Raw genomic sequence first — 25,259 nt, 5'->3', positions numbered from 1 at the left:
CAGACCAAGAGTCAGACCTCAGGATGGAGAGCACCAATGACAGGCAACTCCCCGTTCCGCAGAAGATCCGCCAGGCAGTGGGCGTTCGCGGCCCTGGCCGCGCTCGCCCTGGTCGCCTCGCCGACGGCGTCGGCCACGGCCTCTCCGACGACGCCGGGTGGCGGCGCCGGCGTGCTGGCGATCTCCCACAAGTCACCCTTCAACTGCAGCAAGACGTTCTACGCGAACAACTGGAGCGGGGGCCACAGCCCCAACGGCTCCATCGACTGGCAGACCTACGGCAGCGACGCCATCAACGGCGAGACCGTGCGGGCCACGGCCGGCGGCACCGCCACCTTCGACGACGAGGGCGGCACCAGCTACGGCAAGTGGGTGCAGATCGTGCACAGCGACGGCACCCGCACGCGCTACGCCCACCTGGCCACGATGGTGCGCAACCCGGGTCAGACCATGTCGGTCAGCCAGGGCACCGTCATCGGGACCGTCGGCTCCACGGGCGGCTCGTCGGCACCGCACCTGCACTACGAGCAGCGCAGCTCGTCCGGCGTCGTGGACACCTCGCCGACCGTCGACGGCGTGACCGTCTCCGTGGGCCAGAAGAAGGCCGTCACCAGCACCAACGCCTGCGGGTCGAGCAACCCGTACACGCCGGCGGAGGTCTGCGGCAGCGGCTTCACGGTGGTCGACCAGGCGGCGCTCGGCACGGTGGGCCGGACCTACCTGCTGTACAACTCCGGCACCGGCAACAACTGCGTGGTCACCCTGAAGTCGACCAACCTCGGCACCCCGACCGCGGTCTCGGCCTTCCTGGAACCACAGGGCGCGTCGCGCACCACCGACTCCGGCAGCTACGGGTACTACGCGGGCCCGGTCAAGCGGTCCGCGCCCGGCACCTGCGTCAAGTGGGGCGGCTCGGTGGGCTCCACCAGCTACACGAGCCCGTTCGAGCACTGCGGCTGACGCCCGCTCCGCGACACCGAAGGCCCCCGAGGTACGCCTCGGGGGCCTTCGGCCTTGACCGCGGCCTGAGGGCTCAGGCGCCCGACGGCGGCTCGATCAGGTCCCACGGCATGCCGTACAGGTCCTCGAAGACGGCGACGGTCCCGTATTCCTCGTACCGCGGCTCCTCCCGGAACCGCACGCCCGCCGCGATCATCCGCGCGTGCTGCGCAGCGAAGTCGTCGGTCTCGAGGAAGAACGCGACCTTCCCACCCGCCTGGCGCCCGACGACGTCGTCGGCACCCGGGAGCGCAAGCACGAGGCCGGTCCCGCCGTCGGCGGGGCCGACGACGACGCGGCGGCGGCCGGCCGCGTTGGTCTCGTCCTCCCGCAGGGCGAACCCGAGGGCGTCGACGAAGAAGGTGATCGCCTCGTCGTGGTCGTGGACGAGATAGGTGACGTCGGAGAGTCGCAGCACCCCGTGATCCTAGGCCGCGCGCGCACCCCGGGCCGCCACGACCACGGCCGACGCCAGCCGGCGGAACTCCGGCCGGTCGCCGGCGGGCAGCGCGGCCAGCAGGCCGTCGAGCGCGCTCGTGACGCCGGCCTCGAAGGCGGCCACCGCCTGGGTGCCGGCGTCGGTCAGCGACACCTGGACCGCCCGGCGGTCGCCGGGAACGGGGCCGCGCTCCAGCAGCCCGCGCCGCTCCGCCCGGTCGACGAGGCCGGTGAGTGCCGCCTTCTCGATCCCGAGGAGCTGCGCCAGGTCGACCATGCGCTGGTGCTGACCACCGTCGGCCGGAAGAGCGGCCAGCCCCGCGAGAACCCGGTCGGCTACTTCGCGGCGCCCGACGGCGGCTGGTTCATCGCGGCGTCGGCGGCCGGAGCCCAGGCCAACCCCGCCTGGTACCTCAACCTCGCGGCGCACCCGGACCAGGTGATCGTGGAGCTGGCGGGCCGCAAGGTGGCGGTGACCGCGCGCGAGCTGCACGGCACGGAGCGTGCACAGGTCTGGAAGCAGATCACCGACGAGTCCCCGGGCTTCCGCAAGTACGAGCAGACCACCGACCGGGAGATCCCGGTGATCCACCTGACGCCGAAGCCCTGACCTCTGGCATGATTCCCGGCGGCCGAACCCGACCATCCGACGAGGACCGCTCCATGAGCTTCTCCCACCCGACGGGCACCCGCGGGGCCCGCGTCCCCGGGCCCGTGTTCCGCTGGCTGAACCGCCTGATGGCAGGGCACGCCCGGCGCACCACGGCCACGACCATGGGCAAGAACCTCCTGGTCCTGACCACCGTCGGACGCAGGAGCGGACAGGCCCGGCCGACCCCGCTCGCGTGGTTCCCCGGCCCGGACGGCTCCTGGCTCGTCGTCGCCTCCGCCTGGGGCGCGGCGACCAACCCGGCCTGGTACCTCAACGTGGCCGCCCATCCCGACCGGCTGACGGTCGAGCTGGGCGGCCGCAAGGTCGCCGTGACCGCCCATGAGCTGCACGGCGCGGAACGCGCCGAGGCGTGGCAGCGGATCACGGCCGAGGCGGCGAACTTCCGCCGGTACGAGCAGACGACGGACCGCGAGATGCCGGTCATCCAACTGACGCCGAAGGGCTGATCCCGGGATGTCGGTGAGTCGTGGTTGACTCCGGCCCGTGACATCACAGGATGCGGGTCTGCCGTGCGAGCTCTTCCGCTTCGAGGGCGACGGGAACACGGTGACCCTCCGCATCGACTCGCTGGATCGCCGGCCCGACGGGACCGCCAGTCAGGCGCGCGGCACGATCGAGATCGACTGCGGCGATGTCGCGGCCGGGCGCGGCGTCAAGGGCGTGCAGCCGACGTTCGTCGGCGACGTGGACCTGGACGCCTGGCGGGGGCTCCTCGACGCGCTGGACCTGGGGCAGGACGTCGCCTGGCGCGAGAATCTGCGGGCCCCAGAGGTGCACGTCCGGTGGGAGGACGACGACCTGCTCGTCGTCACCGTCCGCGACAGGATGGGCCTGCTGACCGACGTGACGACCGCCGTCCCCGTGTCCGACGAGTGGTTCGACGAGGCCTACGACCGCCTGGACCAGGTCTACGAGCTGTTCGAACGCGGGTGACGAGTTCGCACGGGCACCACGACGCTGCGCGTGCCCGTGTGAGGCCCCGCCCGCGGTGTGTCACCGGCGGTGGGTAGTGTCGGACGCATGACGCACGCCGCCACCACCTCCCCCGCCATCACAGCACTCCAGACCGCGGACTGGCGGCGGCGCGTCTTCGCGCTGTACGCCGAGGCCCGCACCCGGGCCGTCGTGAACCCGGCCGCCGCGCACGCGGGCTGGATCGCCGCGCGGGACGAGCTCTTCGCGACCCACCCCGTCTCGCCGATCCTCCCGGAGCAGCGGCCCGGCTTCACCGGGCTGAGCGTCACCCCGTACGACCCGGCCTGGCGCCTGAGCGCCCCGATCGTGCCCGCCGAGCCCGGGCCTGACGGCGCGCCGCGCCGCCTCGACGTCCCCACCGGGACCGACGGCGTGGTGCCGTTCGAGCTGCTCGGCACGGTCGCCCTCGGGTCCGACGCCCTGGGCGACCTCGGCACCCTCGACGTCTGGCGCCTCGCCTCCTACGGCGGCGGCCTGTTCGTGCCGATCAAGGACGCGCTCGCCGGCCCGCCCGGCGGCACCTACGGCGGCGGGCGCTACCTCATCGACACGATCAAGGGCTCCTGGCTCGGGCACACCGGCGGGTCGGACGGCGGCGAGGGCGGCGGCCCCGACGACTTCGGCGTCGGCGACCTGGTGCTCGACCTCAACTTCGCCTACAACCCGTCCTGCGCCTACGACCCGGCGTGGACGTGCCCGCTCGCCCAGGAGGGCAACACGCTGGCGGTCGAGGTCCCGGTCGGCGAGCGTACCCCGCTGACCTCGTCGTACTGAGAGTCAGCCCTGCACCACGACGAACTCGTCGCCGCCCCCGCTCCCCTACGAGGCCCGGGTTTCTTCGCTCTGGGGCGGCTCAAAGCGAAGAAACCCGGGCCTCGAAGGGGAACACAACACCGAAGAGGTGAGGCTTCCCAACCTCGGGCCTGATGTTGGCCTCCCGCCGCGTCTCCTGGTTGCCTGAGGCCATGACGACAGAAGCGTCCGGCGCCGAGCACCCGGACACCGGCGGCCCCACCGCCGTCGGCCACCCCGACGAACCCCACACCAACGGGCTCGCCGAGCGCCTGAACTGGCTCCGCGCCGGCGTGCTCGGCGCGAACGACGGCATCGTCTCGGTCGCCGCGGTGGCCGTGGGTGTCGCGGCGGCGACGTCGCAGACCGGCCCGATCCTCACCGCCGGCGTCGCCGCCCTCGTCGGCGGCGCCATCTCCATGGCGCTGGGCGAGTACGTGTCGGTCTCCAGCCAGTCCGACACCCAGCGGGCGCTCATCGCCAAGGAGAAGGCCGAGCTCGCTACCATGCCGGACGAGGAGCTCGCGGAGCTTGCCGAGCTCTACGAGGCCAAGGGCCTGTCCCCCGCCACCGCCCGCCAGGTCGCCGTCGAGCTCACGGAGCACGACGCGCTCGCCGCCCACCTGGAGGCCGAGCTCAACATCGACGAGGACGGCGTGGTCAGCCCCTGGCACGCAGCGCTCGCGTCCGCCGTCGCCTTCACGCTCGGCGCCGTGCTGCCGCTCGCCGCCGTGCTGCTGATCCCCGAGCCCTGGCGGGTGGGCGTCACGTTCGTCGTCGTGCTGGCGGCGCTCGCGGGCACCGGCTGGATCGCGGCCTGGATCGGCGGCGCGCCGCGGGTGCGCGCCACGGCGCGCGTCGTCGTGGGTGGGGCGCTCGCGCTCGGCGCGACCTTCGCGATCGGCTCCCTGCTCGGCACGACGGCGGTCGGGTGAGTACCGTTATCGCCCGATGAACACCATCGACAGCACACCGCCCCCGGCCGGCACACCCTCGTCGGCGTACGGCGTCCACTCCGAGGTGGGCCGCCTGCGCAAGGTCCTGGTCTGCGCCCCCGGTCTGGCCCACCAGCGCCTCACCCCGTCCAACTCCGCCGGCCTCCTGTTCGACGACGTCCTGTGGGTCGAGCGCGCCCAGCAGGACCACGCCGACTTCGTGGCCGAGCTGCGCGAGCGCGACGTCGACGTCGTCGAGCTGCACGCCCTCCTCGCCGAGACGCTCCGCGTGCCCGGGGCGCGCGACTGGCTGCTCGACCGCAAGATCGTGCCCGAGATCGTGGGCAACGGCCTGGTCGAGGCGACGCGCGAGTACCTGGAGTCCCTGCCGGAGCACGAGCTGGCCCGGTACCTGATCGGCGGCCTCGCCGTGGCCGACGTGCCCGAGCTGCCGCCGGGCTTCCGCGCGCTGGCGGACCTCAGCCCGGACGCGCGCGAGTACCTCATGCCCCCGTTGCCCAACACGCTGTTCACGCGGGACACGACCTGCTGGATCTACGGCGGCCTCACCCTGAACCCGCTGTACTGGCAGGCACGCCGGGACGAGACGCTGCTCATGAAGGCGATCTACTCGTTCCACCCCGACTTCGTGGGCAGCCGCGTGTGGTGGGGCGACCCGGAGAGCAGCCACGGCGAGGCCACCTTCGAGGGCGGCGACATCATGCCGATCGGCAACGGGACCGTGCTGATGGGGATGAGCGAGCGCACGTCGCGCCAGGCGATCACGCAGGTCGCGGCCTCGCTGTTCCAGGCGGGCGCGGCCGAGCAGATCGTGGTGGCCGGCATGCCGCGGCTGCGCGCGGCCATGCACCTGGACACGATCATGACGTTCGTCGACGTCGACACCGTCACGGTCTACCCGCGCATCGTGGACCGCGTGCACCCGTTCGTGCTGCGCCCCGACTCCGGGCCGCTCGGCGTCTCGGTGACCGACGCCGGCCGGTCGTCCTTCCTCGACGTGGTGGGGCAGGTCTCCGGGCTGGGCCAGCTGCGGGTCATCGAGACCGGCGGCGACGTCTATGAGTCCGAGCGGCAGCAGTGGGACAGCGGCAACAACTCCGTGGCCGTCGAGCCAGGCGTCGTGTTCACCTACGACCGCAACACGACCACCAACGACCTGCTGCGCAAGGCCGGCATCGACGTGATCGAGATCGCGGGCGGCGAGCTGGGCCGCGGGCGCGGCGGCGGGCACTGCATGACCTGCCCGATCATCCGGGAGCCCGTGAGCTGGTAGGGGCTGGACCCCCGCACGCCACCGACCGCCCGGCAGTTACCCTGCATTCCGGACAAAAACCCTGAAAGGAGTCCGGATGTCGGTCGGTGGCGTGCCCGTACGCGAGCGCCTGCGCAGGCTGGTGGAGCACCAGTCGTTCCAGCGGGTGGTGCTCGGCGTGATCATCGCCAACGCGGTGGTCCTCGGGCTGGAGACCTCGATCGTCGACGGGCCCGTCGACCAGGTGCTGCAGGTGATCGACGACGCGATGCTGTGGTTCTTCGTCGCCGAGATCTCCCTGCGCCTGGTGGCGCACGGGCCGCGCTTCTTCCGGGACCCGTGGAGCGTGTTCGACCTGCTCGTGGTGGGGATCGCCCTGATCCCGGCGACCGGCCCGCTGTCCCTGCTCCGCGCCCTGCGGATCCTGCGCGTGCTGCGCCTGGCCGACTCCGTGCCCTCGATGAAGCGTGTGGTGAACGGCCTGGTCGCGGCGGTGCCCGGGATGGGTTCGGTGGGCGCGCTCCTGGTGCTGGTCCTGTACGTGTCGGTGGTGATCGCGACCAACCTGTACGGGGCGATCGCGCCGGAGCACTTCGGCGACCTGGGCACCACGGCGTTCACCCTGTTCCAGGTCATGACGGGCGAGGCGTGGCCGGACATCGCGGAGGACGTGATGGAGGACGAGCCGACGGCGTGGATCTTCTTCGTCGTCTTCATCCTCGTGGTGTCGTTCGCGGTGCTGAACCTGTTCATCGCGGTGGTCGTGAGCGGCATGGAGAGCATCGACGAGCTCACCGAGCACGAGGAGCGGTCGGACGCGGAGGTCATGGACGAGCTGCGCGCCATCCGCGCGCAGCTCGGCGTGCTGCAGGCCGAGCTCGCGGCGGCCCGGCGCGACACGCCGTTGGACCCCGCCACGCCGCGCACTTGATGCATCCTTGGGTTGCAGTTCCGGAAAAGCCATAGACGCTACCAAGTCCTCGTTGTACCTTTCTTCACACACGGACTGGTGCCGTGGCGGCAGGTTGTGTGTCTGTGACCGCCTGTTCCACGACGCCGGCACCGCCGTCAGACCCGAACGCAGCACGACCGACAGCCACCTCCGACACCACTGGAAAGGACGAGACACACGATGGTTCGCACCCGCATCGCGCTCCAGGCCGCAGGCCTGGGCAAGGCCAGTGCCGCCACCGAGTCGTCCTACCCGACCACCGCGCAGCACCTCTGGGACGGCCGCGAGGCCATCCGGGGCGCCATACGCTCCTGATCCGGCAATGGCCGGACCAGTGAACGTGAGCCGCCTCGGGACATCTTGTTCCCGGGCGGCTCTTGTCGTCCCGGGGCTGAGGAGCAGCACAGCCAGCACCACCAGAAAGACAAGAACCGAGACGACAAGCTCACCGGAAGGAGCAGGCCCGTGGCCGACGTCCTAGTCCTCAATGCCGGCTACGAGCCGCTGCACCGGGTATCGGTCCGGCACGCCATCCACATGCTCGTGCGCGAGGTCGCGGTCGTGGAGGAGGCGGTCGACGGCCGCTCCTTCGGGCCGTTCCCCTTACCGCGCGTGCTGCGGCTGGTCCGGTACGTGACGATGCGGTGGCTCTACAAGTCGGGCGGGGCGCCCGCGTGCACCAAGCTCGGCGTCAAGCGCCGTGACGGCCTGTGCGCCTACTGCGGCGGCCCCGCCGAGACCGTGGACCACATCCTGCCGCGGTCCCGCGGCGGGCCCTCGACGTGGATGAACCTCGTGGCCGCCTGCTACGAGTGCAACTCGCACAAGGCGGACCGCACCCCGGCCGAGGCCGGCATGGTGCTCCACGTGACGCCGCACGTCCCACGCGCGGACTACGCCCGCGCCATCCGGCACAGAGCGGCCCGCGCGGCGTGAGCCGAGCTGAACCAAGCGGGTGATCGGTAAAAGGTCAGGTGATCGGCAACTCGAGTTGCCGATCACCTGACCTTTTACCGATCACTTGCCGGCGTTCGCCCCAGCCCGGCTCCATGAGTGCCGCGGTGAGTCCGCGCTCGGGGTCGCGCGCTCCTGCCAGTTTCAACGTATAACGCAGTGGGGGGCTTGCGGCAAGGGGCCCGTGGGGGCGCAGAATCGTCGGCCGTCGCCGGCTTTGGCGCCTGACGAAACGAGGTTCTCTTGACCGAGGTGAACGCGACCGACGCGCACATGACGGATGTGCTCGTGACCGGGGGCGGCCCGACCGGCGTGATGCTGGCCTGCGAGCTGCGGCTGCGCGGCGTGCGGGTGCTCGTGCTGGAGAAGGACACCGAGCCGACGAAGGTGGTCCGTGGGCTCGGCCTGCACGCGCGCACCCTGGAGATCCTGGACCAGCGCGGCCTGCTGGACCGGTTCCTGCCGCTGGGCACGCAGTACCCCGTCGGCGGCTTCGCGGGCATCAGCGGCCCCACACCCGCCGGGCTGGACACCGCGTACCCGTTCGTCCTCGGCATCCCGCAGCCCGTCACGGAACGTCTGCTGCGCGAGCGCGCCGCCGAGCTGGGCGTCGAGATCCGGTACGGCCACGAGGTCACCGGGCTGAGCCAGGACGACGACGGCGTGACCGCCGAGCTGGCCGACGGCACGCGGCTGCGCTCGCGCTACCTCGTGGGCTGCGACGGTGGCCGCAGCACCGTGCGCAAGCTGCTCGGCATCGGCTTTCCCGGTGAGCCCAGCACCCACGAGACCCTGCTGGGCGAGGTGGAGCTGACCGCATCCGCCGAGACGATCGCCGCGACCGTCGCGGAGGTGCGCAAGACCTACAACGACTTCGGCGCCATGCCGCTCGGGGACGGCCTGTACCGGCTCGGCGCTCCCGCCGACGGCGTGGCCGAGGACCGCGCCGTCCCGCCCTCCCTGGACGAGCTGCGCCGACAGGTGCGCACGCTCGCCGGCACCGACTTCGGCGCGCACTCGCCGCGCTGGCTGTCCCGCTTCGGCGACGCCACCCGGATGGCCGACCGGTATCGCGCCGGCCGCGTGCTGCTCGCCGGGGACGCCGCGCACGTCCACCCGCCGTACGGCGGGCAGGGCCTCAACCTCGGGGTCCAGGACGCGTTCAACCTGGGCTGGAAGCTGGCCGCCGAGGTCACGGGCCAGGCCCCGGACGGGCTGCTGGACACCTACGCCGCCGAGCGCCGGCCGGTGGCCGCCGACGTGCTGGACAACACCCGCGCCCAGCACGTGCTGCTCTCCCCCGAGCCAGGCCCGCAGGCCGTGCGCCGCCTGCTGACCGAGCTGATGGGCCTCGACGACGTGCGCCGGCTCCTCGTGGAGAAAGTCACCGCGACCGGCGTCCGCTACGACCTCGGCGCCGGGCCCACGCTGCTCGGGCGGCGCCTGCCCGACGTCGGCCTGCGGCAGGGCCGGCTCTACGAGCTCCTGCGCGCCGGCCGCGGCCTGCTGCTGGACCGCACCGGACGGCTCACGATCGACGGGTGGGCCGACCGGGTCGACCACGTGACCGACGCCGACGCCGCGCTGGACGTGCCCGCCGTCCTGCTGCGGCCGGACGGCCACGTGGCCTGGGTGGGCGCGGACCAGCAGGACCTGCTGGACCAGGTGCGCCGGTGGTTCGGCGCCGAAACATGACGGGTGAAAGCCACCGGTACCCTGTGCGCGTTCATGAACTCGCCACGACGATGTCCGGCGACCGGAGAAGGGGAGCACGCGAGTGAGCGTCCAAACCGCGGGGTGGCCGCGCGCCGATGTGGTCGTGCGTGACGACGGCTCAGGCCAGGTGACGATCAACGGTCAGACGGTACCCGTCTACCGGAACAGCCTGGGCGAGGCCCGCAGCGAGGTCATGCGCCTCGTCATGGAGTACTCGGCGAGCATCGGGCTCGCGGTCGAGGTCCAGGCCCTGGGCCCCGAAGGGCCTACCGGCCTGACCGTCCACCCCGACGGCAGGGTGGTGCAGGACGGCGGCGCGGGGGCCGCGCAGGCGGTCCAGGCCGCGGCGCCGCAGAGCCTCGCCCAGCCCGCCGTCGCGGCGGCACACACCGGGCCGACGGCGCCCGGGCCGGCCGGGCTTGCCGTGCCGCAGCGGACGAGCGTCATGGGCCATGCCGACCAGCAGGACGTCGCGCAGCCGGGCGTCGGGCAGCACGGTGTCGGCCAGCACGCCGTCGGCCAGCACGGTGTGGGCCAGCACGGTGTGGGCCAGCACGCGGCTCCGAGCGGCGTCGGGCAGCAGGACCTCCAGCCGGAGGCACCCGGGCCGGAGGCACCCGCACCGGACGGGCGCGGCCCGGCGCCGCACGGCATGCCGCAGCAGGAGCCGGCGCCCCGGGCCCCGGGCCCGCAGGGGGCGAGTGGCTCGTTCGGCACCTACGCCCCTGAGGCCGAGTCCTCCTTCAGCCCCGGACCCGGGCACGACGGCGGACGCCGCGACAGCCGCCGGTCGTCCTTCCTCGTGCAGGACCGCCTCGACGAGCCGGCCACGCAGGGTGTGCGCGGCGTGCTGGCGCGGGTCGGGCTGCGGGTGCGCCCCGGCGAGACCGAGCGGGCCGAGCGCGCCGACGAGCAGGTGGTGAGCCAGCACTGGCCCGGCCCCCGCACCATCTCGATCGTGAACGGCAAGGGCGGCGCCGGCAAGACGCCGGCCACGGTGCTCCTCTCCGCGGTCTTCTCCTCGCACGGCGGCTCCGGCGTCGTCGCGTGGGACAACAACCAGACCCGCGGCACGCTGGGCTGGCGCACCGAGCAGGGGCCGCACGAGGCGACCCTGCTCGACCTGATCCCCCAGACCGAGCACTTCCTGGGCCCGACGGCGCAGCTCGCCGACCTCGCCTGGTTCGTGCACCACCAGTCGCGCGATCGGTTCGACGTGCTGCGGTCCAAGCCGATGGCGCTCGCGCACGAGCAGCGCATCTCGTCCGAGGACGTCGACGCGATCCACGCGGTGCTCGCCAAGTACTACCGGATGATCTTCATCGACTCCGGCAACGACGAGTCCGACCCGATGTGGCTGCGCATGATCGACCACACCGACCAGCTCGTGGTCGCCACCAGCACCCGTGACGACCACGCCGAGGCGGGCGCGCTGCTGCTGGAGGCGCTGGCCAACCGCGGGGAGCACATGGCGGACCTGGCCCGCAAGGCCGTGGTCGTGGTGAGCCAGTCGGACCCCAAGGCGACACCCGCCGACCTGCGCCGCGTCGCCCAGGGGTACCGCTCGCTGGCGCGCGAGGTGGTCACCGTCCCGTTCGACCCGGCCATGGTCGACGGCCAGCTCGTCTACCGCGCCCTGCGCCCGCAGACGCGCCGGGCGTGGCTCGCCGCGGGCGCGGCGCTGGCTCGGGGCTTCTGACCCCGCCACGAGCTACGCCGACGGCGCCGGGGCGACGATCCGGGTCACGGCGCGGCGGACGTCGGCCCGCACGTCGTCCGCCGCCTCCGTGCCCTCCGGGACGGCGAGGATCCCGCCCACGGTGAGCACCGAGCCGTGCACCACGGCGAGCAGCTGGCCGAGCAGCCGGTCGGCCGGCACCGTGGCGTCGATCCGGTCGGGGTGCCGCGCCTGGACGTCGCGCAGCGCCTCGACCTTGGCCGCGCTCGACGTCGCCGACCGCTCCAGGGCGCCGAGCACGCCCGGCCGCTCCAGCGTGTGCCAGAGCAGGAGCCGCACCAGCTCGGGGTGGCCCACCGTGAAGTCGAACAGGCGCACGGCGTAGCCGGGCAGGTCGTCGGCGGTGAAGGGCACGGCGTCCAGCAGGTCGAGGATCCGCGCACTGACCACCTGGTCGAACAGCGCCTCCTTGCCGCCGAAGTACGCGTAGATGCGCTGCTTGTTGGCCGACGCACCCTCGGCGATCCGGTCCACGCGCGCGCCGGCGAGCCCGTACCGCGCGAACTCCTCGGCGGCGGCCTCCAGGATGCGCTCGGGTGTTGCGGCGCGTCCGACGTCGGCACGGGGGGTGGGCATGTCGCCCAGCCTAGCTCCGGGCCGCCGGCAGGGCGGTGGACGTGATCTCCTCGGCGACGGACCAGAGGCGGGCTGCCGTCGCGTCGTCGCGCATGCGCCGGTTGAGCCGTGCGGTGCGGGGTTCGCCGACGAGACCGAACCGCGGCCCGTAGTAGGCGCCGGACGGGGCACCCGGGTCGGCGGCGGCCAGCAGGATCGAGCCAGCCCCTTCCGGGGCGTCCATCGACGGCAGGAGCGAGCCCGGGGACCAGCGCACCTGCCGTTCCTTGCCCATGCTCGGCCCTGTGACCTGGAGGTTGGTCCGGGTGAAGCCGGGGTGCGCCGCGGTGCTCGTCAGCGCCCACTCGCGGTGCGCGGCCAGGTGCGCGAGGTGCCGGGCCAGGTGCAGGTCGGCGAGCTTGGACTGCCCGTACGCGGCCCAGGCCCGGTAGGGACGGCGCTCCCAGTCGAGGTCGCCGAAGTCGATGGTCCCCCGGTTGGCCACGCCGGAGCTCATGGTGGCGACGCGCGGCGCGGGCGCCGCCAGGAGCAGCGGCAGCACCAGGTTGGTCAGGGCGAACGGGCCCAGGAAGTTGGTGCCCCACTGCAGCTCGTGGCCGTCGGCGGTCGTGTACCGCTGCGGCGGGACCATCACGCCCGCGTTGTTCACCAGGGTGTCGACGCGGTCGAGGTCACGCCCGAGCCCGTCGGCAAAGGCCCGGACCGACGCCAGGTCGGCGAGGTCCAGCAGCCGCACCTCCGCCCGCGCGCCGGGCCGGGTGGCGAGCACCTCGGCAAGGGCGTCGGCGCCCTTGTCCGCGTTGCGGACGGCGAGGATCACGCGGGCGCCGGCGGCCGCCAGGCGCTTGGCGGCCTCGCGGCCGGTGCCGCTGTTGGCACCGGTGACGACGACGGTGCGGCCGGTCTGGTCGGGCACGGTGTACATGGGGCTCCTCGGGTTTCGGCGCCGGTGTCGGCGAGTGTCCAACCAACTAGTTGGTTGCCTCTTCCCACTATGCACCCGCTCCCCCGGCGCGACAAGCCCTGGCAACGACAAAGGGGTGCCGGATCCTCGGATCCGGCACCCCGTGCCCTGCTCGGTCGTGCCGCCAGGCACGCGGCGGCCGTCAGCCGCCGAGCGCGCCCGCCACCAGCTCCAGCGTCTGCGAGCGCCCGAACGTCGCGTCCAGCGGCTCGTCGTCGCGCGAGCCGGCCACCGGCACGAGCATGACCTCCTCGACGCCGTGCCGTTCGGCCAGGCCGCGCACCTCCGCCGCCACGTGCTCCGCGTCGCCGATCAGCCAGCGCGTCCGCATCGCCTCGATCGACTGCGCGATCATGCCGTCGGCAGGCTCGTCTGCCGTGGCGCGCAGCGCCTCCTCGACGGTCTCCAGCGGCCCGAGCTTCTGGCCGGAGCGCAGCCGGGCCATCTGCCGCAGCTGCGGCAGGGCGCGGTCGTGGGCCTCGTCCGACGTCGGCGCTGCCACCGCGTTGACCGTGACGAACGTGCGCGGCTCCGGGTGCTCCGGCGAGGGCCGGTAGCCGTCCCGGTACAGGGCGAGGATCTGGTCCATGCCCTGCCCGGAGAAGTGGTTCGCGAACACGTACGGCAGCCCGAGCTCCGCGGCCAGGCGCGCGGAGTAGTCGCTGGAGCCCAGCAGCCACACGGTCGGCACGCTGCCGGCGGCGGGTGTGGCCCGCACGTCGTAGATGTCGCCCGAGACCAGGCGCAGCCGGGCGCCGTCCGGTCCCATCAGGCTCAGGATGTCGGTGACGTGCTGCGGAAAGCGGTCCACGTCCGCCGTCGGACCCGTGGCGCGCAGCAGGGAGGTGACCACGGGGTCGCTGCCCGGGGCACGGCCGATGCCGAGGTCGATGCGTCCGGGGGCCACCGCCTCCAGCGCCGCGAACTGCTCCGCGACCACGAGCGGCGCGTGGTTCGGCAGCATCACGCCGCCCGACCCCACCCGGATGCGCGAGGTCCGCGCGGCCGCCGCGGCGATCATCACGGGCGGCGACGACGCGGCGACCGCCGCCATGTTGTGGTGCTCCGCGAACCAGTAGCGCTCGTAGCCGAGCCGGTCGGCGAGCGCCGCCAGGTCGAGCGAGGCCGACAGGGCCTGGGCGCTGGTCTGGCCCGAGCGGACGGGCACGAGGTCGAGGACGGAGAGGCGTGGCTGGGTGTTCATCGCCTTGGTCAACCGTCGCGGGGTCCGGCGTGTTCCTCGGCCGCCGCCCTTTACCAGTTCTGTACCGGTTTCGGTATCGCGGGAGGTCATGGCGCCCACCCCGGTCGGCCTGACATGATCACGTGCGTGTCTGTTGATGTGCGCCCCGCGACCGACGACGACGTCGACGTCGTGGTCGACCTGTTCCGCCAGTACCTGAGGTTCTACGGGCAGGAGGTGCCCGACGCCGAGGCCAGGGCCTACCTGACCGCTCGCCGCGACGCGGGCGACAGCGTGCTGCTCGTCGCGGAGGTGGCCGCGGAGGGCGCGGACCCCGCGGAGGACGCCCGGATCGTCGGGTTCACGCAGAGCTATCCCACGTGGTCGTCGGTGAGCCTGAGCCGGTCGTGGGTGCTGAACGACCTCTTCGTCGCCCCGGGTTCGCGTGGGACGGGCGCCGCGCGCGCCCTGGTCCAGGAGACCTGCCGCCGCGCGAAGGAGGCCGGCGCCATCCGCGTCTCGCTGGCCACCGCGTGGGACAACGTTGCCGCACAGGGCCTCTACGAGTCGGAGGGCTTCGTGCGCGACCAGCACTTCCACCACTACGCGTACGTGACGGGCGCCTGACCGCACCGAGGTGCGGCACGCGCGGCGTGCTCCTCCAGCTCTGTGTCGGTAGCCCGCGCTAGGGTGTGCCCCGGCCAGGAACAGACCTGGTCAGAAGGTCAAACTGCCGATTCGGGGCGACCCCCGGGAACTGGAGCGCACACCACCATGATGGGAGGCAACCATGCCGCGACGGGAGCCGCGGCCTGGGTAGCGGTCACGGCGTCGACGCCGATCGCGTTCGGCTGGTATCCGGTGACCGACACCGGCGTCGTCGCGGGAGCGCTCGTCTGCGCGGGAGCCGCGCTGCTGCCGGACGCCGACCATCATTCCGGCACGATCGCGAACTCGCTCAAACCCGTCTCGAACGGCGTGGTCAAGGTCATCGAGGCCGTCTCGGGCGGGCACCGCAAGGGCACGCACTCGATCCTCGGCATCGCTGTGTTCACGGCCATCGCCTGGGGGCTCAGCTTCCTGAGCATCGACACGGGCAACGAGCAGATCGGCGCGATCCTGATCGGCCCGGGCATCATGTGCGTGCTGCTGGTCGCGTTCGCGCTCAAGGCGCTGAAGATCACGCGGGACACGAAGATCCTGCCGTGGACGACGTCGATCACGCTCGCGGTGCTCATCGCGATCTTCGCGCCCGAGGAATGGTTCTGGATGCCGTTCAGCGTGGCGCTCGGCTGCACCGTGCACATCCTGGGCGACATGATCACGACCAACGGCGTGCCGCTGCTGTGGCCGCTGAAGTTCCGCAGCCCCCGCTGGATGCGCGACGGGCGCGGCCTGGAGCTCGACATGATCTGGCGGTCCGGCGGCAACCTGTCGCTGCCGATCCTGGGCGACGCCGGCTCGGTCCGGGAGTGGATCTTCCTCATCCCCGTCTCGCTGTACGCCGTCATCGGCATCGTGTGGGCGCTGCTGAACGAGATGGGCTACGACACGATGGCGGTCTGGTACCAGTTCCTCGGGCTCTTCCCGGGCTGAGGCCTCCCCCGCCGAGCCTCGTGGCACGACGACGTCGTCCGGCCCCCGCCCGCTGCCGGGCGGGGGCCGGACGTCGCTCTGCCGTCGCTCAGAGGCCGCCGGCCACGGCGGCGCCGGCGGCCAGCCAGGCGCGCCGCGTCTCCGGGCGCAGCGCGCCGTACCGGAGGTGACCGTCGACCATCGCCGGGTCGAACGGGATGGTGACGACCTCGCGGGCCAGCGCCCGGTACCCGTCGGCGACCTTCTCCAGCTCGCCCGACGACTCCTTGGGGTCGGCCTGGCTCACCACGACCACCGACTGCTGCGCCAGGTACGCCGACCGGCCGTCGCGGGTGCCGAGCGCCTCCAGCAGCAGAGCCCCGGCCTCGGCGTGGTCGTCGCGTGTCGTGGTGGCGACCACGAGCTGGTCGGTCAGGTCGATCATCCGCTGCCACATCGGGTCGGACTCGTCGTTGCCGGAGTCGATGAGGATCATCCGGTAGTACTTCGAGAGCACGGAGTGGATCGCGTCCACGTCCCGCGGCTCGATCCGCTGCTCGTTGGCCATGGCGATCGGCTTGGACCGCAGCACGTCGAACCGGTCGCGGGTCTGGTGGTGCACGTACCGCGCGAGGTCGGCGGCCTGCGCCGACGGGCCCAGCAGCCGGTCGGTCTGCGGCAGCAGGTCCAGCAGGGTGGACTCGTGCGGGCCCTGCTCGGTGCGCCAGCCCAGCGTGCCGCGCGTCTGGTTGTTGTCCCACGTGACCACGCCCGCGCCACCGAACTGCGCGAAGACCGCCGCGAGCAGCACCGTCGACGGCGTCTTGCCCGCGCCGCCCTTGCCGTTGACCATCGAGATGGTGCGCGGGCCGGGCCAGTGCTGGCTCACCGCACGCTCGTCGGCCCGCTCGGCCCGTTCCGACTCGCTCGGGCCCACGCGGATGCCCAGACGGGTGAGCATCCCGCGGAAGCCCTGGGTGGCCGGGTCCTCGTCCTGCTGGTGCGTGAGGAACGACTGCCGCGCCTCGCGGCGGGAGCGCGGCGCGTCAGCCTCGACCGTCCGCGTGGGGCCCGACGGCGGCGTGGAGAGCCCGTCGTCCGGACGGGTGTGGCCGGCCGCGGGCGCCCCGGTCACGGGCGCCGGGAGCGGGTGTGCGAGGTCGCCGGGGACACCGCCCGGGACGCCGTCGGAGCTGCTACCCGGGAGGTCCTGCGCTGCGTTCTCGCGGACCCACTCGGCGACGTCCTGGTCGCCGGCCGCGTGCGCGCCGTCGGACGGGAGGGGAATGGTGGGCGCGACGCCCGGGGCAGGCAGGTGCTCCGCGGGTTCCGGCGCGAACGCCGGGGCGTCCGGCTCGAACGCGGAGCCGGCTTCCGGGGCGGACGGCGCGCCGACGCCGTTCGACCCCTCGGGCGCCCGCGGGGCGCGGCGCACCGTGTCCGTGTCGATCGGGTCGGCCGGCTCGGCGGCCGCTGAGTCGCCGTTCGGGGGCAGGTCCGCGACCGGCACGCCCTCGAACGCGGGGGCCGGGATCGTTCCCTGCCCCGCCGTCGGCTCCGGCAGAGGCTCCGGGAACGGCTCGGTCCGGGGCTCCGGGAGCGGCTCGGGCCGCGGGGAGGCGGACGGCGCCTGCGTCGGCGGCGTCGCCGGTGTCGGCGGCGCGAGCTCGTCCTCCTCCGGCACCACTGTCCCGTCCGGGTGCACGATCAGGTTCCAGAGCCCCTCCGGGCCTGTCGCGGAGGCCCGCACGGGCCGGCCGATCTGTACGGCGTTCTCCGTCACCCGGCGCAGGACCTCCACCCGTGCCTCCTCCAGGCTGCCGGTGGCGATCGGATGGAACGTGCCGTCGATCGTCACCTCCCCGGAGCCGTCCTCACGGACGATCGCGTCGATCCGAGGCCAGCGTGGCACGGTGTCAGAGCTCATGCGTTTCCTCCGAAGTTCCTGGGCAGGCGGCATAGCGTGGGTTCGCCCCCGAGAGCAAGCGTCGGCCATGATCGGCCCGCTGGCCACCCCAACGGGGCATTCACCCCACCTGGTAGGTTCTCGCGCAAACAGGTGTCGAAACCGGGACCACAACCGAGGAGCCCTTGCGTGTCCGACGAGCCCACCCGCCGAATTCCTCCGGCGGCCGACCCGACGCAGATCCAGCGACCACCGGCTCGTCCGGGACAGCCGGGCGCCCCGTCATCGTATGACGCGACCCAGCGGATGAGCGCCTTCGCACCGGGTGGTGGCGCCGGACAGCGGGTCCCGGGTAACCAGGGTGGCTCCCCCGTCGACGAGTCCACGCAGCTCATGCCGCCGCCGCGCGGCGCGTCACCGGTCGACGAGTCGACCCAGCTCATGCCCCCGCCGCGCGGCGGCTCCCCCATCGACGAGTCGACCCAGGTGATGCCGCCCCCGCGCGGCGGTTCCGCCGTCGACGAGTCCACGCAGCTCCTGCCCCCGGCGGGCGCGCAGCGGGACTACCGGTCGGCGACGCCGCCCCCGGCGCGGCCGTACCGGCCCTACGAGACCGAGCAGCCCACGCAGGTCCAGGCTCCCGGTGCCTTTCCGGGCGAGCCCGGCTACGGGCAGGGCCAGCAGGGATACGGCCAGCAGAACGGCTACGGGCAGGGCCAGCAGGGTTACGGGCAGCCGGGTCAGCAGGGTTACGGGCAGACCGCGGCGTACGGCCAGCCGGGCCAGGCCGGGCAGCCGGGGTACGGCCAGCAGGGTTACGGGCAGCCGGGCTACGGGCAGCAGGGCCAGCAGGGTTACGGGCAGCAGGGCGGCTACCCCGGTCAGCAGCAGGGGCAGCAGGCGGGCCCGCCCAACCCGTTCGAGCAGGGTTTCGGCCCACAGTCCGGCCAGCCGACGCCGCAGCGCCGCGGCCGCGACGACGACTCCGGCGGGGGCGGAGCGACGGCGGGCGCCGTCCTGGCGTGGATCCCGCGGATCCTGCTCGCGCTGAGCGTCTACCAGCTGATCCGGCTGGTCCCGGGCTTCGACGTCATGCCTGACGTCTCGCAGTTCCCGTTGTTCCGCGGGATCGGCGACGGCGTGCTCGGCATGCTCAACCTCAACCCCGAGTGGTCGGACCAGGCCGCGAACATGACCATCCCGGTGCTCGGCATCGCGCTCGCGGGCCTGTTCAACACGATCCGTTCGCTGAACACGTCGCTGGCGATCTGGCCGTACGGACTGGCGATCGTCGCCTGGATCGTCGTGTTCGCCGTCGGCGGCATCGTCGGTTACGCCCAGGACGCCACGGAGAACGTGAAGCAGGACGTCCAGGACACGGTGGACCAGGAGATCGAGGACGCCAAGCAGGACGCGAAGGACTCGGTGCAGGAGGAGATCGACAAGAGCGTCGAGGACGCCCAGCAGAACGCGACGGACAGCGTCGAGGAGACCATCGGCGACCAGCTCGAGAACGCCCTGCCCGGCGGGAACGGCTGACCGGGTCAGGTCACGGGTCGGGCACGCCGACCTCGGTGGGCAGCAGGACGCTGATAGCGTTTCTCACGTCCAACCGGTAGTTCCGGTGCGCTGCTGAGGAGTCCTTGCTTGTCCGACGAGACCACCCGCATGACGGCCGCACGCCCTGCCGGACAGCCGGTCGGGGGTGGCGACCAGACCGCCGTCGTGCCGACGCCGTCCACGCGGGCGGTGCCGCCGCCGCCCGCGCCCTCGCGGGCGGTCCCGCCGTTCACCGCGCCCACCCGCGTGGTGCTGCCCACCGGGCCGTCCGGGGGCGCCGTCGGGGGCGGGTACACCGGTGGCGGGTACACCGGCTCCGGGATGCCCGGAGCCGTGCCGCGGATCCCGGCGACGGGCGAGGTCCTCGGGCCCTTCCAGCTCGGCGACTCCCTCGGCCACGGCGGGTTCGCGCACGTGTACCGCGCCACGGGCCCGGGCGGCGAGGTCGCGCTCAAGGTGCTGACCAACACCGAGTCCGGCTCGCTGGACCGGTTCGTCGGCGAGGCCGCCCTCCTGGAGCGGCTCGCCGGGCGCGGTTTCCCGCAGCTCGTCGCTGCCGGGATCGACGCGCCCACGCCGTGGTTCGCGATGGAGCTCGTGCCGGGACCCACGCTGTCCCAGCGCCTGGCGGCCGAGGGCCCCCTGCCGGTGCACGAGGTGCTGCGCGTGGCCGACGACGTGCTCGACGCCCTCGCCGTGCTCCAGGAGGAGCACTTCCTGCACCGGGACGTGAAGCCGGCCAACATCATCGCCGCGCCCGACCGGTACGTGCTCATCGACCTCGGCATCGCCAAGGGGCACGGCACCACGACGTCGACGCACGCGGCGGGCACCATCTCGTACATGGCGCCCGAGCTGTTCGTGCGCAAGCCGCACGCCCGCTCCGACGTCTACAGCCTGGGCCTCCTGCTGATCTTCCTCGCCACGGGCGAGCTCCCCAACGACCTCAACTTCGCGGGGCGCGACCTGACGGCGGCCGACGTCGGGCCCGTGGACCAGCGGCTGCTGCCCCTGATCCTGGCCATGACCCGGCACCGGCCCGAGGACCGCCCGCCGCTGCACAACCTGTCGCGCACCGTGGCCCAGCTCGCCACGGACAGCGCCCGGCTCGACCCGGCGCTGCTCGCCGCGGCGGGGGCCACCACGATCGAGCGCGGCCTGGTCACCGAGGTGCTGACGGGCAGCACGGCGGCGGCCACCGTGGCGCCCACCAGCGTGCTCGCGAGCAACCCCGTGCAGCCGGGCGAGCCCATGACCAACCTGGTCTACGACCAGCAGCTCATGGGCCGCCTGCACCAGGTGCACGGCGACGGGTTCGACGGCGCGGCCGAGGAGGTCATCTCGACGTACCTGGCCGCCGTCGGGCCGCAGCGGGCCGGCGGGCGCGCGCCCGCCGCGATCAAGGACTACCTGTGGGCCGCGATGCGGTGGGCCCCGGCGTTCACGCCGGAGGGGTACCCCGACACGTTCGAGGGCTGGGCAGCCTACCGGCAGCGCCACGGCCTGCCGCTGCCCGGCACCCCCGGGGCGACCCCGCCCCGGCGGCACACCAGCAGCGCGCCCCGGGTGGCCCCGGCCCCGCAGCAGGCGACGCAGGTCGCCCCGTCGTTCCGACCGGGGTCGGCGGCGGCCGTCGCCCGGACGGCGCCGGGCCCGGCGCAGCAGCCCGGGACGACCGGCACGCAGCCCGTGCACCGGCCGACCGGGCCGGTGCAGCCGCCTGTGCAGCAGCAGCCTCCCGCGCCGCAGCAGCGTCCTGTGCCGCAGCACCCCACGGGGCCGGTGCAGCCCACGGGGCTGTCGCGGCGGGACGCCCAGGACTCCCGTGACGAACGAAGTGCGCGCGTCGACCGGAGCTCCGGCGGCGGCCTGGGCGCCGCGGCGACGATCCTCGGCTGGATCCCGCGGATCCTTCTCCTCATCGCGCTCTACCAGCTCGTGCGCCTGATCCCGGGCTTCGACGCGATGCCCAGCGCCGCCGAGCTGCCGCTGTTCGCGGCGCTCGGCGACATCACGGTGGCGACGCTGGGCCTCGACCCGGAGTGGGCCCCGCGCATGGCGGAGCTCTCGATCCCGCTGCTCGGCATCATCGCGGCCGCCCTCGTCAACCTCGTGCGCGCGGTGCGCTCGCGCCGCGGCGGCCGCACCTGGCCGTTCTGGCTGGTCGTCGTGGTGTGGGTCATCGTGATCGCGGTGCAGGGCGTGGTCGGCTACGCGCAGCAGGTCACGCAGGACGCGCGCGACTCGTTGCAGGAACAGCGCGAGCAGATCCAGGACGACCTCGAACAGGGCGTCCAGGACACGACCGAGGACGTGCGCGACTCGATCTGGCAGTCCTTCGAGGACGCCCTCCCCTGGAACTCCGAAGAGAACTGACCCCACGGCGTCACGGTCAGCGACGTCACGGTCAGCGGCGTCAGGCGACAGCGACGGCAGGCGACAGAAGCGTCAGGGGCGGGGACTCAGAGGGCCGCGAGGTCAGGCGGCAGCGACGGCAGGCGACAGGGGCGTCCGGGGGCTCGACGTCTGGGGGCGCGGACGTCTGGGGCGGGACTCAGCGGGCCGCGAGGTCGGCAGCCTCCTGACGCCGGACTCGTGAGGTCGGCAGTTTGCCGCGCAAAGTCGGCAGTCTGTATCGAGGTCGGCACAGGCCTGTGCCGACCTCGATACAGACTGCCGACGCCGCAGGAAAGTGCCGACCTCGATGCGGCCTGCCGACGTCGCAGGAAGGTGCCGACCTCACAGGATTGTGCCGACGCCGCCCGGATGTGCCGACGTCAACAAGGTGTCAGCCGACGACAGACCCTCCCCACGACGTCGCAGGGGTTCGAGCCCGACCACATGCGCTGCGACGTCGTACCTGTGCACATCTCCTCGCGCCGGAGAGCACGCGCCTCGCGGACCTGACGCACTCTCGTTCCATGACCACCACCTCGCCCGCCCCCGTCGTCGACATCCCCTCGGTCCTGCTCGCGAGAGAGCGCGACCGCAACAAGCTGGCCGATGCCCAGCGCCGGGGCACGCTCGTCAGGGTGCGACGCGGCGCCTACTGCGAGGCGGAGGCCGTTCAGGTCGGCGGCCCCTCGGCGGCACCCCGCGAGAAACGGATGAAGGAGCTGGCCCGGGCTCGCGCCCTGCACTCCCAGCTGCGTTCGGACCATGTCTTCAGCCACGCGACCGCGGCCCTGCTGCTGGGCTGCCGGGTCTGGACGGTGCCCGACACGACGCACGTCTACCAGCGCTCACGGGCCTCTGGCCGATCCGCGAGAGACGTCGTGCGTCACCGGGGAAAGATCCCGCCCACGGAGGTCACAGCGGTCGACGATCTTCCGGTCACCTCGCTCGAACGCACCGTGATCGACTGCGCCCTGGCACTGCACCCGCTGGAGGCGCTCGTGATCGCCGACTCCGCCCTGGCACTCGGCGCCGATCGTCAGGTGCTCCTCGAGATGATCGACGCCCGGGCCGGCCGCCGCGGGATCCAGCAGGCCCGGCTGGTCGTCGAGCTCGCGGACGCCGGCTCGGGATCGGCCTGGGAGACCTGGGTGCGCTACGAGATTCTGCGCGCAGGCCTCCCCCGTCCCAGCACGCAGATGCCGGTCCGGACAGACCGTGGCCTGTTTCACACCGACCTCGGGTACGAGCAGTGGGCCCTCGGGATCGAGTTCGACGGCCTGGTCAAGTACCGCCCCGACGGCGTCCGCCCAGGTCACGACCCGGCCACCGAGTACATGAACGAGAAGAACCGGGCCGAAGCGATCCGCCGGGCCGGCATCACCCTGGAGCGGACGAGTGCGGCCGACCGCGCCGACACCCGGAAGATGCTCGCCAGGATCACGGCCCACCTGCCGCCCGACGTGGTCAGCAGGTCCCGGATCAACGCACACCTGCCACCTGTCTGAGGTCTGCCGGCTGGCTGACCTCCGAGGTCGGCAGTTTGCCGCGCAAAGTCGGCAGTCTGCATCGAGGTCGGCACAGGCCTGTGCCGACCTCGACACAAGCTGCCGACGCCGCAGGAAAGTGCCGACCTCGAATAATCAGGTGCGCCCCGTCCGGCAGGCGTGACATGCTCCTCGCACGGTCATCGGGTCAACCCCTGAGGCGCTCGCTGACCGGCCAGCTCATCAGGTAAGGACAGTTCCGGCACGTGCGTTCGAGCGCGGTGCGGACAGGAAGGAGGCAGTGATGGACGACGTCGTTCGCGCGGCTGCCTCCGCGGCAGCAGACGCCACTGTCACCAGGAGCACCCGGGACTGACCCGGCGATGCTCCAGCATCAAGGAGCACCGACTTGCCCCGTTTTCCCGAAGCACCGAAGTCCGTCCTCATCCAGGCAGCAGCCGGTAGGGGCGGCAAGAAGCACAACAACCGGTCGGCCGACGACGAGCGCCGGCCTGCGCGCACCATGCGGGTCGGCCGCGAGGACCTGGAAGGCCCCTACCCGGGCACGTTCGACACCGACGAGGTCGGTTCCGACGAGTTCGGTTCCGACGCGTTCGGGCACGACGGCACGGTTCAGGACGGCACGGTTCAGGACAGCACCGACCGGCACCCGTCCGGCGTCCCGCACGACCAGGACGACAACCACCAGACCGATCCCACGCAACCCGGCCCCGGGCAGCGCTGGTCCACCTGGCGTTCGGTCGCGAAGGGGGCGCGCGGACCCGAACCGCTGCCGGAGTGGGTGGTCACCCGTGACGCCGCGCTCGACACCGAGCTCGGCATCCTCAAGACCGGGAAGGAGGCCGACGCGTTCCTCGTGGAGCGCGCGGTCCCGGACGGCGCGGGCCCGGCGTCGGACGCCCCGGATCTGGCGCTCGACCAGGCGGCCACGCGCTGTCTGCTGGTCGCCAAGCGGTACCGCAGCCTGCAGCACGGGCAGTTCCACCGCGGGTCCGAGTACACCGAGGGCCGCACCGTGCGGCGCACGCGCGACCAGCGCGCCATGGAGGACCGCAAGTCCGCCTGGGGCCGCGCGGTGTCTGCCACTCAGTGGGCCGACGCCGAGTTCGTCGCGCTGCGTGAGGCCTGGTCGGCGGGCGCGCCCGTGCCCTACCCCGTGCAGATCGACGGGACCGAGGTGCTGATGGAGTTCATCGGCACCGAGGAGACCGACGACCTGGGCCGCACCCAGGCGGTCGCCGCACCGCGCCTGACCCGGGTGCGCCCGTCGGACGACCTGCTCGAGTCCTACTGGGACCAGCTCACGCACGGCATGTCCGTGCTGGCCCGGATCGGGCTGGCGCACGGCGACCTGTCGCCGTACAACATCCTGGCCCACGGCGAGCGACTGGTCATCATCGACCTGCCGCAGGTCGTGGACCTGGCCGCCAACCCGTTCTCCAGCGACGTGCTCCTGCGCGACTGCCGCACCGTGTCCGACTGGTTCATCGCCCGCGGGCTCGACGTCGACCCGGACGCCCTGTTCGCCGACCTGCTGGCGCAGGCCTTCTGAGCCGCCGCGCACGCCACGGCGTCAGCAGCGCCCGACGTGTCAGACGTACAGGTCCCCCGAGGGGCCTGTACGTCTGACACGGGATCAGGCCGGGGTGACCGGGCCGCAGGTCCAGGACGAGAACACCAGGTCGGTCTGCACCCGGCCCACCTCGCCGCGCGCGGTCAGGTCGAGCACGAGGCGCTGCAGCTCGTCGGTGTCGGCGCAGGCCACGTTGATCAGGAAGTCGTCCGGCCCCGACACGTGGTGCACCGCCCGGGTCTGCGGCAGCCGCCGCACCCACTCGACGAACGGCCCCAGCAGGGGCCGCGAGTGCGTGGTCAGCCGCACCATCAGCATGGCCTGCAGCCCGCGCCCGACGGCGGCCGGGTCGATCGCGGCGTGGTACCCGCGGATCACCCCGGCGTTCTGCAGCCGCTGGATGCGCGCCAGGCAGGTCGACGGCGCGACGCCGACCCGCTGGGCGAGCGTCTTGTTGGAGAGACGCCCGTCGTTCTGCAGCTCGGTCAGCAGCGCCCGGTCCACCGAATCCAGGAGCACGTTCTGGGTCATGGGCCGAATATCTAGCACGCCGCGGCGCCGTCGGACAGCCCGAA

At 72.9% G+C, this 25,259-nt stretch carries 25 protein-coding genes; 18 read left to right on the top strand and 7 right to left on the bottom strand.

Translation table 11 applies throughout. The features are described 5' to 3' along the window. Window positions 1-36 precede the first annotated feature (36 nt). Window positions 37-960 carry a M23 family metallopeptidase gene (locus tag ACZ7LE_RS18630; protein ID WP_470404737.1) on the top strand — a complete coding sequence of 308 codons (924 nt, stop codon included), beginning with the start codon at window positions 37-39 and terminating at the stop codon, window positions 958-960. A gap of 73 nt (window positions 961-1,033) precedes the next feature. On the opposite strand, the gene ACZ7LE_RS18625 is transcribed toward ACZ7LE_RS18630, so the two are convergent. After that, a complete protein-coding gene (locus ACZ7LE_RS18625; protein WP_470404736.1) occupies window positions 1,034-1,417 on the bottom strand; it encodes a VOC family protein in 384 nt (127 codons plus the stop codon). A 9-nt stretch (window positions 1,418-1,426) separates the two neighbouring features. Beyond that, a complete protein-coding gene (locus ACZ7LE_RS18620; RefSeq protein ID WP_470404735.1) occupies window positions 1,427-1,714 on the bottom strand; it encodes a MarR family winged helix-turn-helix transcriptional regulator in 288 nt (95 codons plus the stop codon). Between the two features lie 6 nt (window positions 1,715-1,720). On the opposite strand from ACZ7LE_RS18620, the gene ACZ7LE_RS18615 reads away from it, so the two are divergent. From ACZ7LE_RS18615 to ACZ7LE_RS18565, 11 genes are all read left to right on the top strand, one after another. Beyond that, window positions 1,721-2,047: a nitroreductase/quinone reductase family protein gene (locus ACZ7LE_RS18615; protein ID WP_470404734.1), complete on the top strand. Its 327-nt coding sequence runs from the start codon at window positions 1,721-1,723 to the stop codon at window positions 2,045-2,047. A 53-nt stretch (window positions 2,048-2,100) separates the two neighbouring features. Then, the gene (locus ACZ7LE_RS18610) at window positions 2,101-2,556 is read left to right on the top strand and encodes a nitroreductase/quinone reductase family protein (RefSeq protein ID WP_470404733.1); all 456 of its coding nucleotides are present in this window, start codon (window positions 2,101-2,103) and stop codon (window positions 2,554-2,556) included. A 37-nt stretch (window positions 2,557-2,593) separates the two neighbouring features. Continuing rightward, window positions 2,594-3,043, top strand: coding sequence for a DUF5959 family protein (locus ACZ7LE_RS18605; RefSeq protein ID WP_470404732.1), 450 nt, complete (start codon window positions 2,594-2,596; stop codon window positions 3,041-3,043). An 87-nt stretch (window positions 3,044-3,130) separates the two neighbouring features. Continuing rightward, window positions 3,131-3,859 carry a DUF1684 domain-containing protein gene (locus tag ACZ7LE_RS18600; RefSeq protein ID WP_470404731.1) on the top strand — a complete coding sequence of 243 codons (729 nt, stop codon included), beginning with the start codon at window positions 3,131-3,133 and terminating at the stop codon, window positions 3,857-3,859. A 191-nt stretch (window positions 3,860-4,050) separates the two neighbouring features. Further along, entirely contained in the window at window positions 4,051-4,812 is a 762-nt protein-coding gene (locus ACZ7LE_RS18595; protein WP_470404730.1) for a VIT1/CCC1 transporter family protein, read from the top strand. A 16-nt stretch (window positions 4,813-4,828) separates the two neighbouring features. Continuing rightward, window positions 4,829-6,106 (top strand): arginine deiminase, encoded by a 1,278-nt coding sequence (locus ACZ7LE_RS18590; RefSeq protein ID WP_470404729.1) that lies wholly within the window; start codon window positions 4,829-4,831, stop codon window positions 6,104-6,106. A gap of 76 nt (window positions 6,107-6,182) precedes the next feature. After that, complete coding sequence (locus ACZ7LE_RS18585; RefSeq protein WP_470404728.1) at window positions 6,183-7,016, top strand: ion transporter; 834 nt, start codon at window positions 6,183-6,185, stop codon at window positions 7,014-7,016. A 201-nt stretch (window positions 7,017-7,217) separates the two neighbouring features. After that, window positions 7,218-7,352, top strand: coding sequence for a hypothetical protein (locus tag ACZ7LE_RS18580; protein WP_470404727.1), 135 nt, complete (start codon window positions 7,218-7,220; stop codon window positions 7,350-7,352). Between the two features lie 150 nt (window positions 7,353-7,502). After that, entirely contained in the window at window positions 7,503-7,973 is a 471-nt protein-coding gene (locus ACZ7LE_RS18575) for an HNH endonuclease (RefSeq protein WP_020018328.1), read from the top strand. Window positions 7,974-8,264: 291 nt separating this feature from the next. Beyond that, entirely contained in the window at window positions 8,265-9,686 is a 1,422-nt protein-coding gene (gene rox / locus ACZ7LE_RS18570) for a rifampin monooxygenase (RefSeq protein WP_470405316.1), read from the top strand. An 82-nt stretch (window positions 9,687-9,768) separates the two neighbouring features. Next, the gene (locus ACZ7LE_RS18565; RefSeq protein ID WP_470404726.1) at window positions 9,769-11,406 is read left to right on the top strand and encodes a MinD/ParA family ATP-binding protein; all 1,638 of its coding nucleotides are present in this window, start codon (window positions 9,769-9,771) and stop codon (window positions 11,404-11,406) included. A 12-nt stretch (window positions 11,407-11,418) separates the two neighbouring features. Here ACZ7LE_RS18565 and ACZ7LE_RS18560 read toward each other — a convergent pair whose 3' ends face one another. The 3 genes from ACZ7LE_RS18560 to ACZ7LE_RS18550 form a co-directional block, all read right to left on the bottom strand. Further along, on the bottom strand, window positions 11,419-12,021 hold the full coding sequence (locus ACZ7LE_RS18560) for a TetR/AcrR family transcriptional regulator (RefSeq protein ID WP_470404725.1): 603 nt from the start codon (window positions 12,019-12,021) through the stop codon (window positions 11,419-11,421). A gap of 10 nt (window positions 12,022-12,031) precedes the next feature. Then, the gene (locus ACZ7LE_RS18555; RefSeq protein WP_470404724.1) at window positions 12,032-12,946 is read right to left on the bottom strand and encodes an oxidoreductase; all 915 of its coding nucleotides are present in this window, start codon (window positions 12,944-12,946) and stop codon (window positions 12,032-12,034) included. A 181-nt stretch (window positions 12,947-13,127) separates the two neighbouring features. Then, window positions 13,128-14,189, bottom strand: coding sequence for an LLM class flavin-dependent oxidoreductase (locus ACZ7LE_RS18550; protein WP_470404723.1), 1,062 nt, complete (start codon window positions 14,187-14,189; stop codon window positions 13,128-13,130). Between the two features lie 126 nt (window positions 14,190-14,315). On the opposite strand from ACZ7LE_RS18550, the gene ACZ7LE_RS18545 reads away from it, so the two are divergent. Continuing rightward, on the top strand, window positions 14,316-14,795 hold the full coding sequence (locus ACZ7LE_RS18545; RefSeq protein ID WP_470404722.1) for a GNAT family N-acetyltransferase: 480 nt from the start codon (window positions 14,316-14,318) through the stop codon (window positions 14,793-14,795). Window positions 14,796-14,945: 150 nt separating this feature from the next. Then, the gene (locus ACZ7LE_RS18540; RefSeq protein ID WP_470404721.1) at window positions 14,946-15,764 is read left to right on the top strand and encodes a metal-dependent hydrolase; all 819 of its coding nucleotides are present in this window, start codon (window positions 14,946-14,948) and stop codon (window positions 15,762-15,764) included. A gap of 88 nt (window positions 15,765-15,852) precedes the next feature. On the opposite strand, the gene ACZ7LE_RS18535 is transcribed toward ACZ7LE_RS18540, so the two are convergent. Next, a complete protein-coding gene (locus tag ACZ7LE_RS18535; RefSeq protein ID WP_470404720.1) occupies window positions 15,853-17,670 on the bottom strand; it encodes a MinD/ParA family ATP-binding protein in 1,818 nt (605 codons plus the stop codon). A gap of 285 nt (window positions 17,671-17,955) precedes the next feature. On the opposite strand from ACZ7LE_RS18535, the gene ACZ7LE_RS18530 reads away from it, so the two are divergent. The 4 genes from ACZ7LE_RS18530 (at window position 17,956) to ACZ7LE_RS18515 (ending at window position 24,663) form a co-directional block, all read left to right on the top strand. Continuing rightward, window positions 17,956-19,188, top strand: a complete 1,233-nt coding sequence (locus tag ACZ7LE_RS18530) for a hypothetical protein (RefSeq protein ID WP_470404719.1) — start codon at window positions 17,956-17,958, stop codon at window positions 19,186-19,188. A gap of 108 nt (window positions 19,189-19,296) precedes the next feature. After that, window positions 19,297-21,585 (top strand): serine/threonine protein kinase, encoded by a 2,289-nt coding sequence (locus ACZ7LE_RS18525; RefSeq protein ID WP_470404718.1) that lies wholly within the window; start codon window positions 19,297-19,299, stop codon window positions 21,583-21,585. Window positions 21,586-22,130: 545 nt separating this feature from the next. Beyond that, window positions 22,131-23,111, top strand: coding sequence for a hypothetical protein (locus ACZ7LE_RS18520; protein ID WP_470404717.1), 981 nt, complete (start codon window positions 22,131-22,133; stop codon window positions 23,109-23,111). 388 nt (window positions 23,112-23,499) lie between these two features. Then, a complete protein-coding gene (locus tag ACZ7LE_RS18515) occupies window positions 23,500-24,663 on the top strand; it encodes a serine protein kinase RIO (protein ID WP_470404716.1) in 1,164 nt (387 codons plus the stop codon). Window positions 24,664-24,747: 84 nt separating this feature from the next. Here ACZ7LE_RS18515 and ACZ7LE_RS18510 read toward each other — a convergent pair whose 3' ends face one another. Further along, a complete protein-coding gene (locus ACZ7LE_RS18510) occupies window positions 24,748-25,215 on the bottom strand; it encodes an Lrp/AsnC family transcriptional regulator (protein ID WP_470404715.1) in 468 nt (155 codons plus the stop codon). Between the last annotated feature and the right edge of the window lie 44 nt (window positions 25,216-25,259).

This window comes from Promicromonospora sp. NPDC110617, assembly GCF_055598465.1.
This window is presented reverse-complemented; position numbering and strand designations above follow the sequence as displayed.

Coding starts and splice junctions, on each gene's coding strand:
- ACZ7LE_RS18630 (WP_470404737.1), top strand. CDS start 37: ATGACAGGCAACTCCCCGTTCCGCAGAAGATCCGCCAGGCAGTGGGCG.
- ACZ7LE_RS18620 (WP_470404735.1), bottom strand. CDS start 1,714: ATGGTCGACCTGGCGCAGCTCCTCGGGATCGAGAAGGCGGCACTCACC.
- ACZ7LE_RS18610 (WP_470404733.1), top strand. CDS start 2,101: ATGAGCTTCTCCCACCCGACGGGCACCCGCGGGGCCCGCGTCCCCGGG.
- ACZ7LE_RS18600 (WP_470404731.1), top strand. CDS start 3,131: ATGACGCACGCCGCCACCACCTCCCCCGCCATCACAGCACTCCAGACC.
- ACZ7LE_RS18595 (WP_470404730.1), top strand. CDS start 4,051: ATGACGACAGAAGCGTCCGGCGCCGAGCACCCGGACACCGGCGGCCCC.
- ACZ7LE_RS18590 (WP_470404729.1), top strand. CDS start 4,829: ATGAACACCATCGACAGCACACCGCCCCCGGCCGGCACACCCTCGTCG.
- ACZ7LE_RS18585 (WP_470404728.1), top strand. CDS start 6,183: ATGTCGGTCGGTGGCGTGCCCGTACGCGAGCGCCTGCGCAGGCTGGTG.
- ACZ7LE_RS18580 (WP_470404727.1), top strand. CDS start 7,218: ATGGTTCGCACCCGCATCGCGCTCCAGGCCGCAGGCCTGGGCAAGGCC.
- rox (WP_470405316.1), top strand. CDS start 8,265: ATGACGGATGTGCTCGTGACCGGGGGCGGCCCGACCGGCGTGATGCTG.
- ACZ7LE_RS18560 (WP_470404725.1), bottom strand. CDS start 12,021: ATGCCCACCCCCCGTGCCGACGTCGGACGCGCCGCAACACCCGAGCGC.
- ACZ7LE_RS18555 (WP_470404724.1), bottom strand. CDS start 12,946: ATGTACACCGTGCCCGACCAGACCGGCCGCACCGTCGTCGTCACCGGT.
- ACZ7LE_RS18550 (WP_470404723.1), bottom strand. CDS start 14,189: ATGAACACCCAGCCACGCCTCTCCGTCCTCGACCTCGTGCCCGTCCGC.
- ACZ7LE_RS18540 (WP_470404721.1), top strand. CDS start 14,946: ATGGGAGGCAACCATGCCGCGACGGGAGCCGCGGCCTGGGTAGCGGTC.
- ACZ7LE_RS18535 (WP_470404720.1), bottom strand. CDS start 17,670: ATGAGCTCTGACACCGTGCCACGCTGGCCTCGGATCGACGCGATCGTC.
- ACZ7LE_RS18530 (WP_470404719.1), top strand. CDS start 17,956: ATGAGCGCCTTCGCACCGGGTGGTGGCGCCGGACAGCGGGTCCCGGGT.
- ACZ7LE_RS18520 (WP_470404717.1), top strand. CDS start 22,131: ATGACCACCACCTCGCCCGCCCCCGTCGTCGACATCCCCTCGGTCCTG.
- ACZ7LE_RS18510 (WP_470404715.1), bottom strand. CDS start 25,215: ATGACCCAGAACGTGCTCCTGGATTCGGTGGACCGGGCGCTGCTGACC.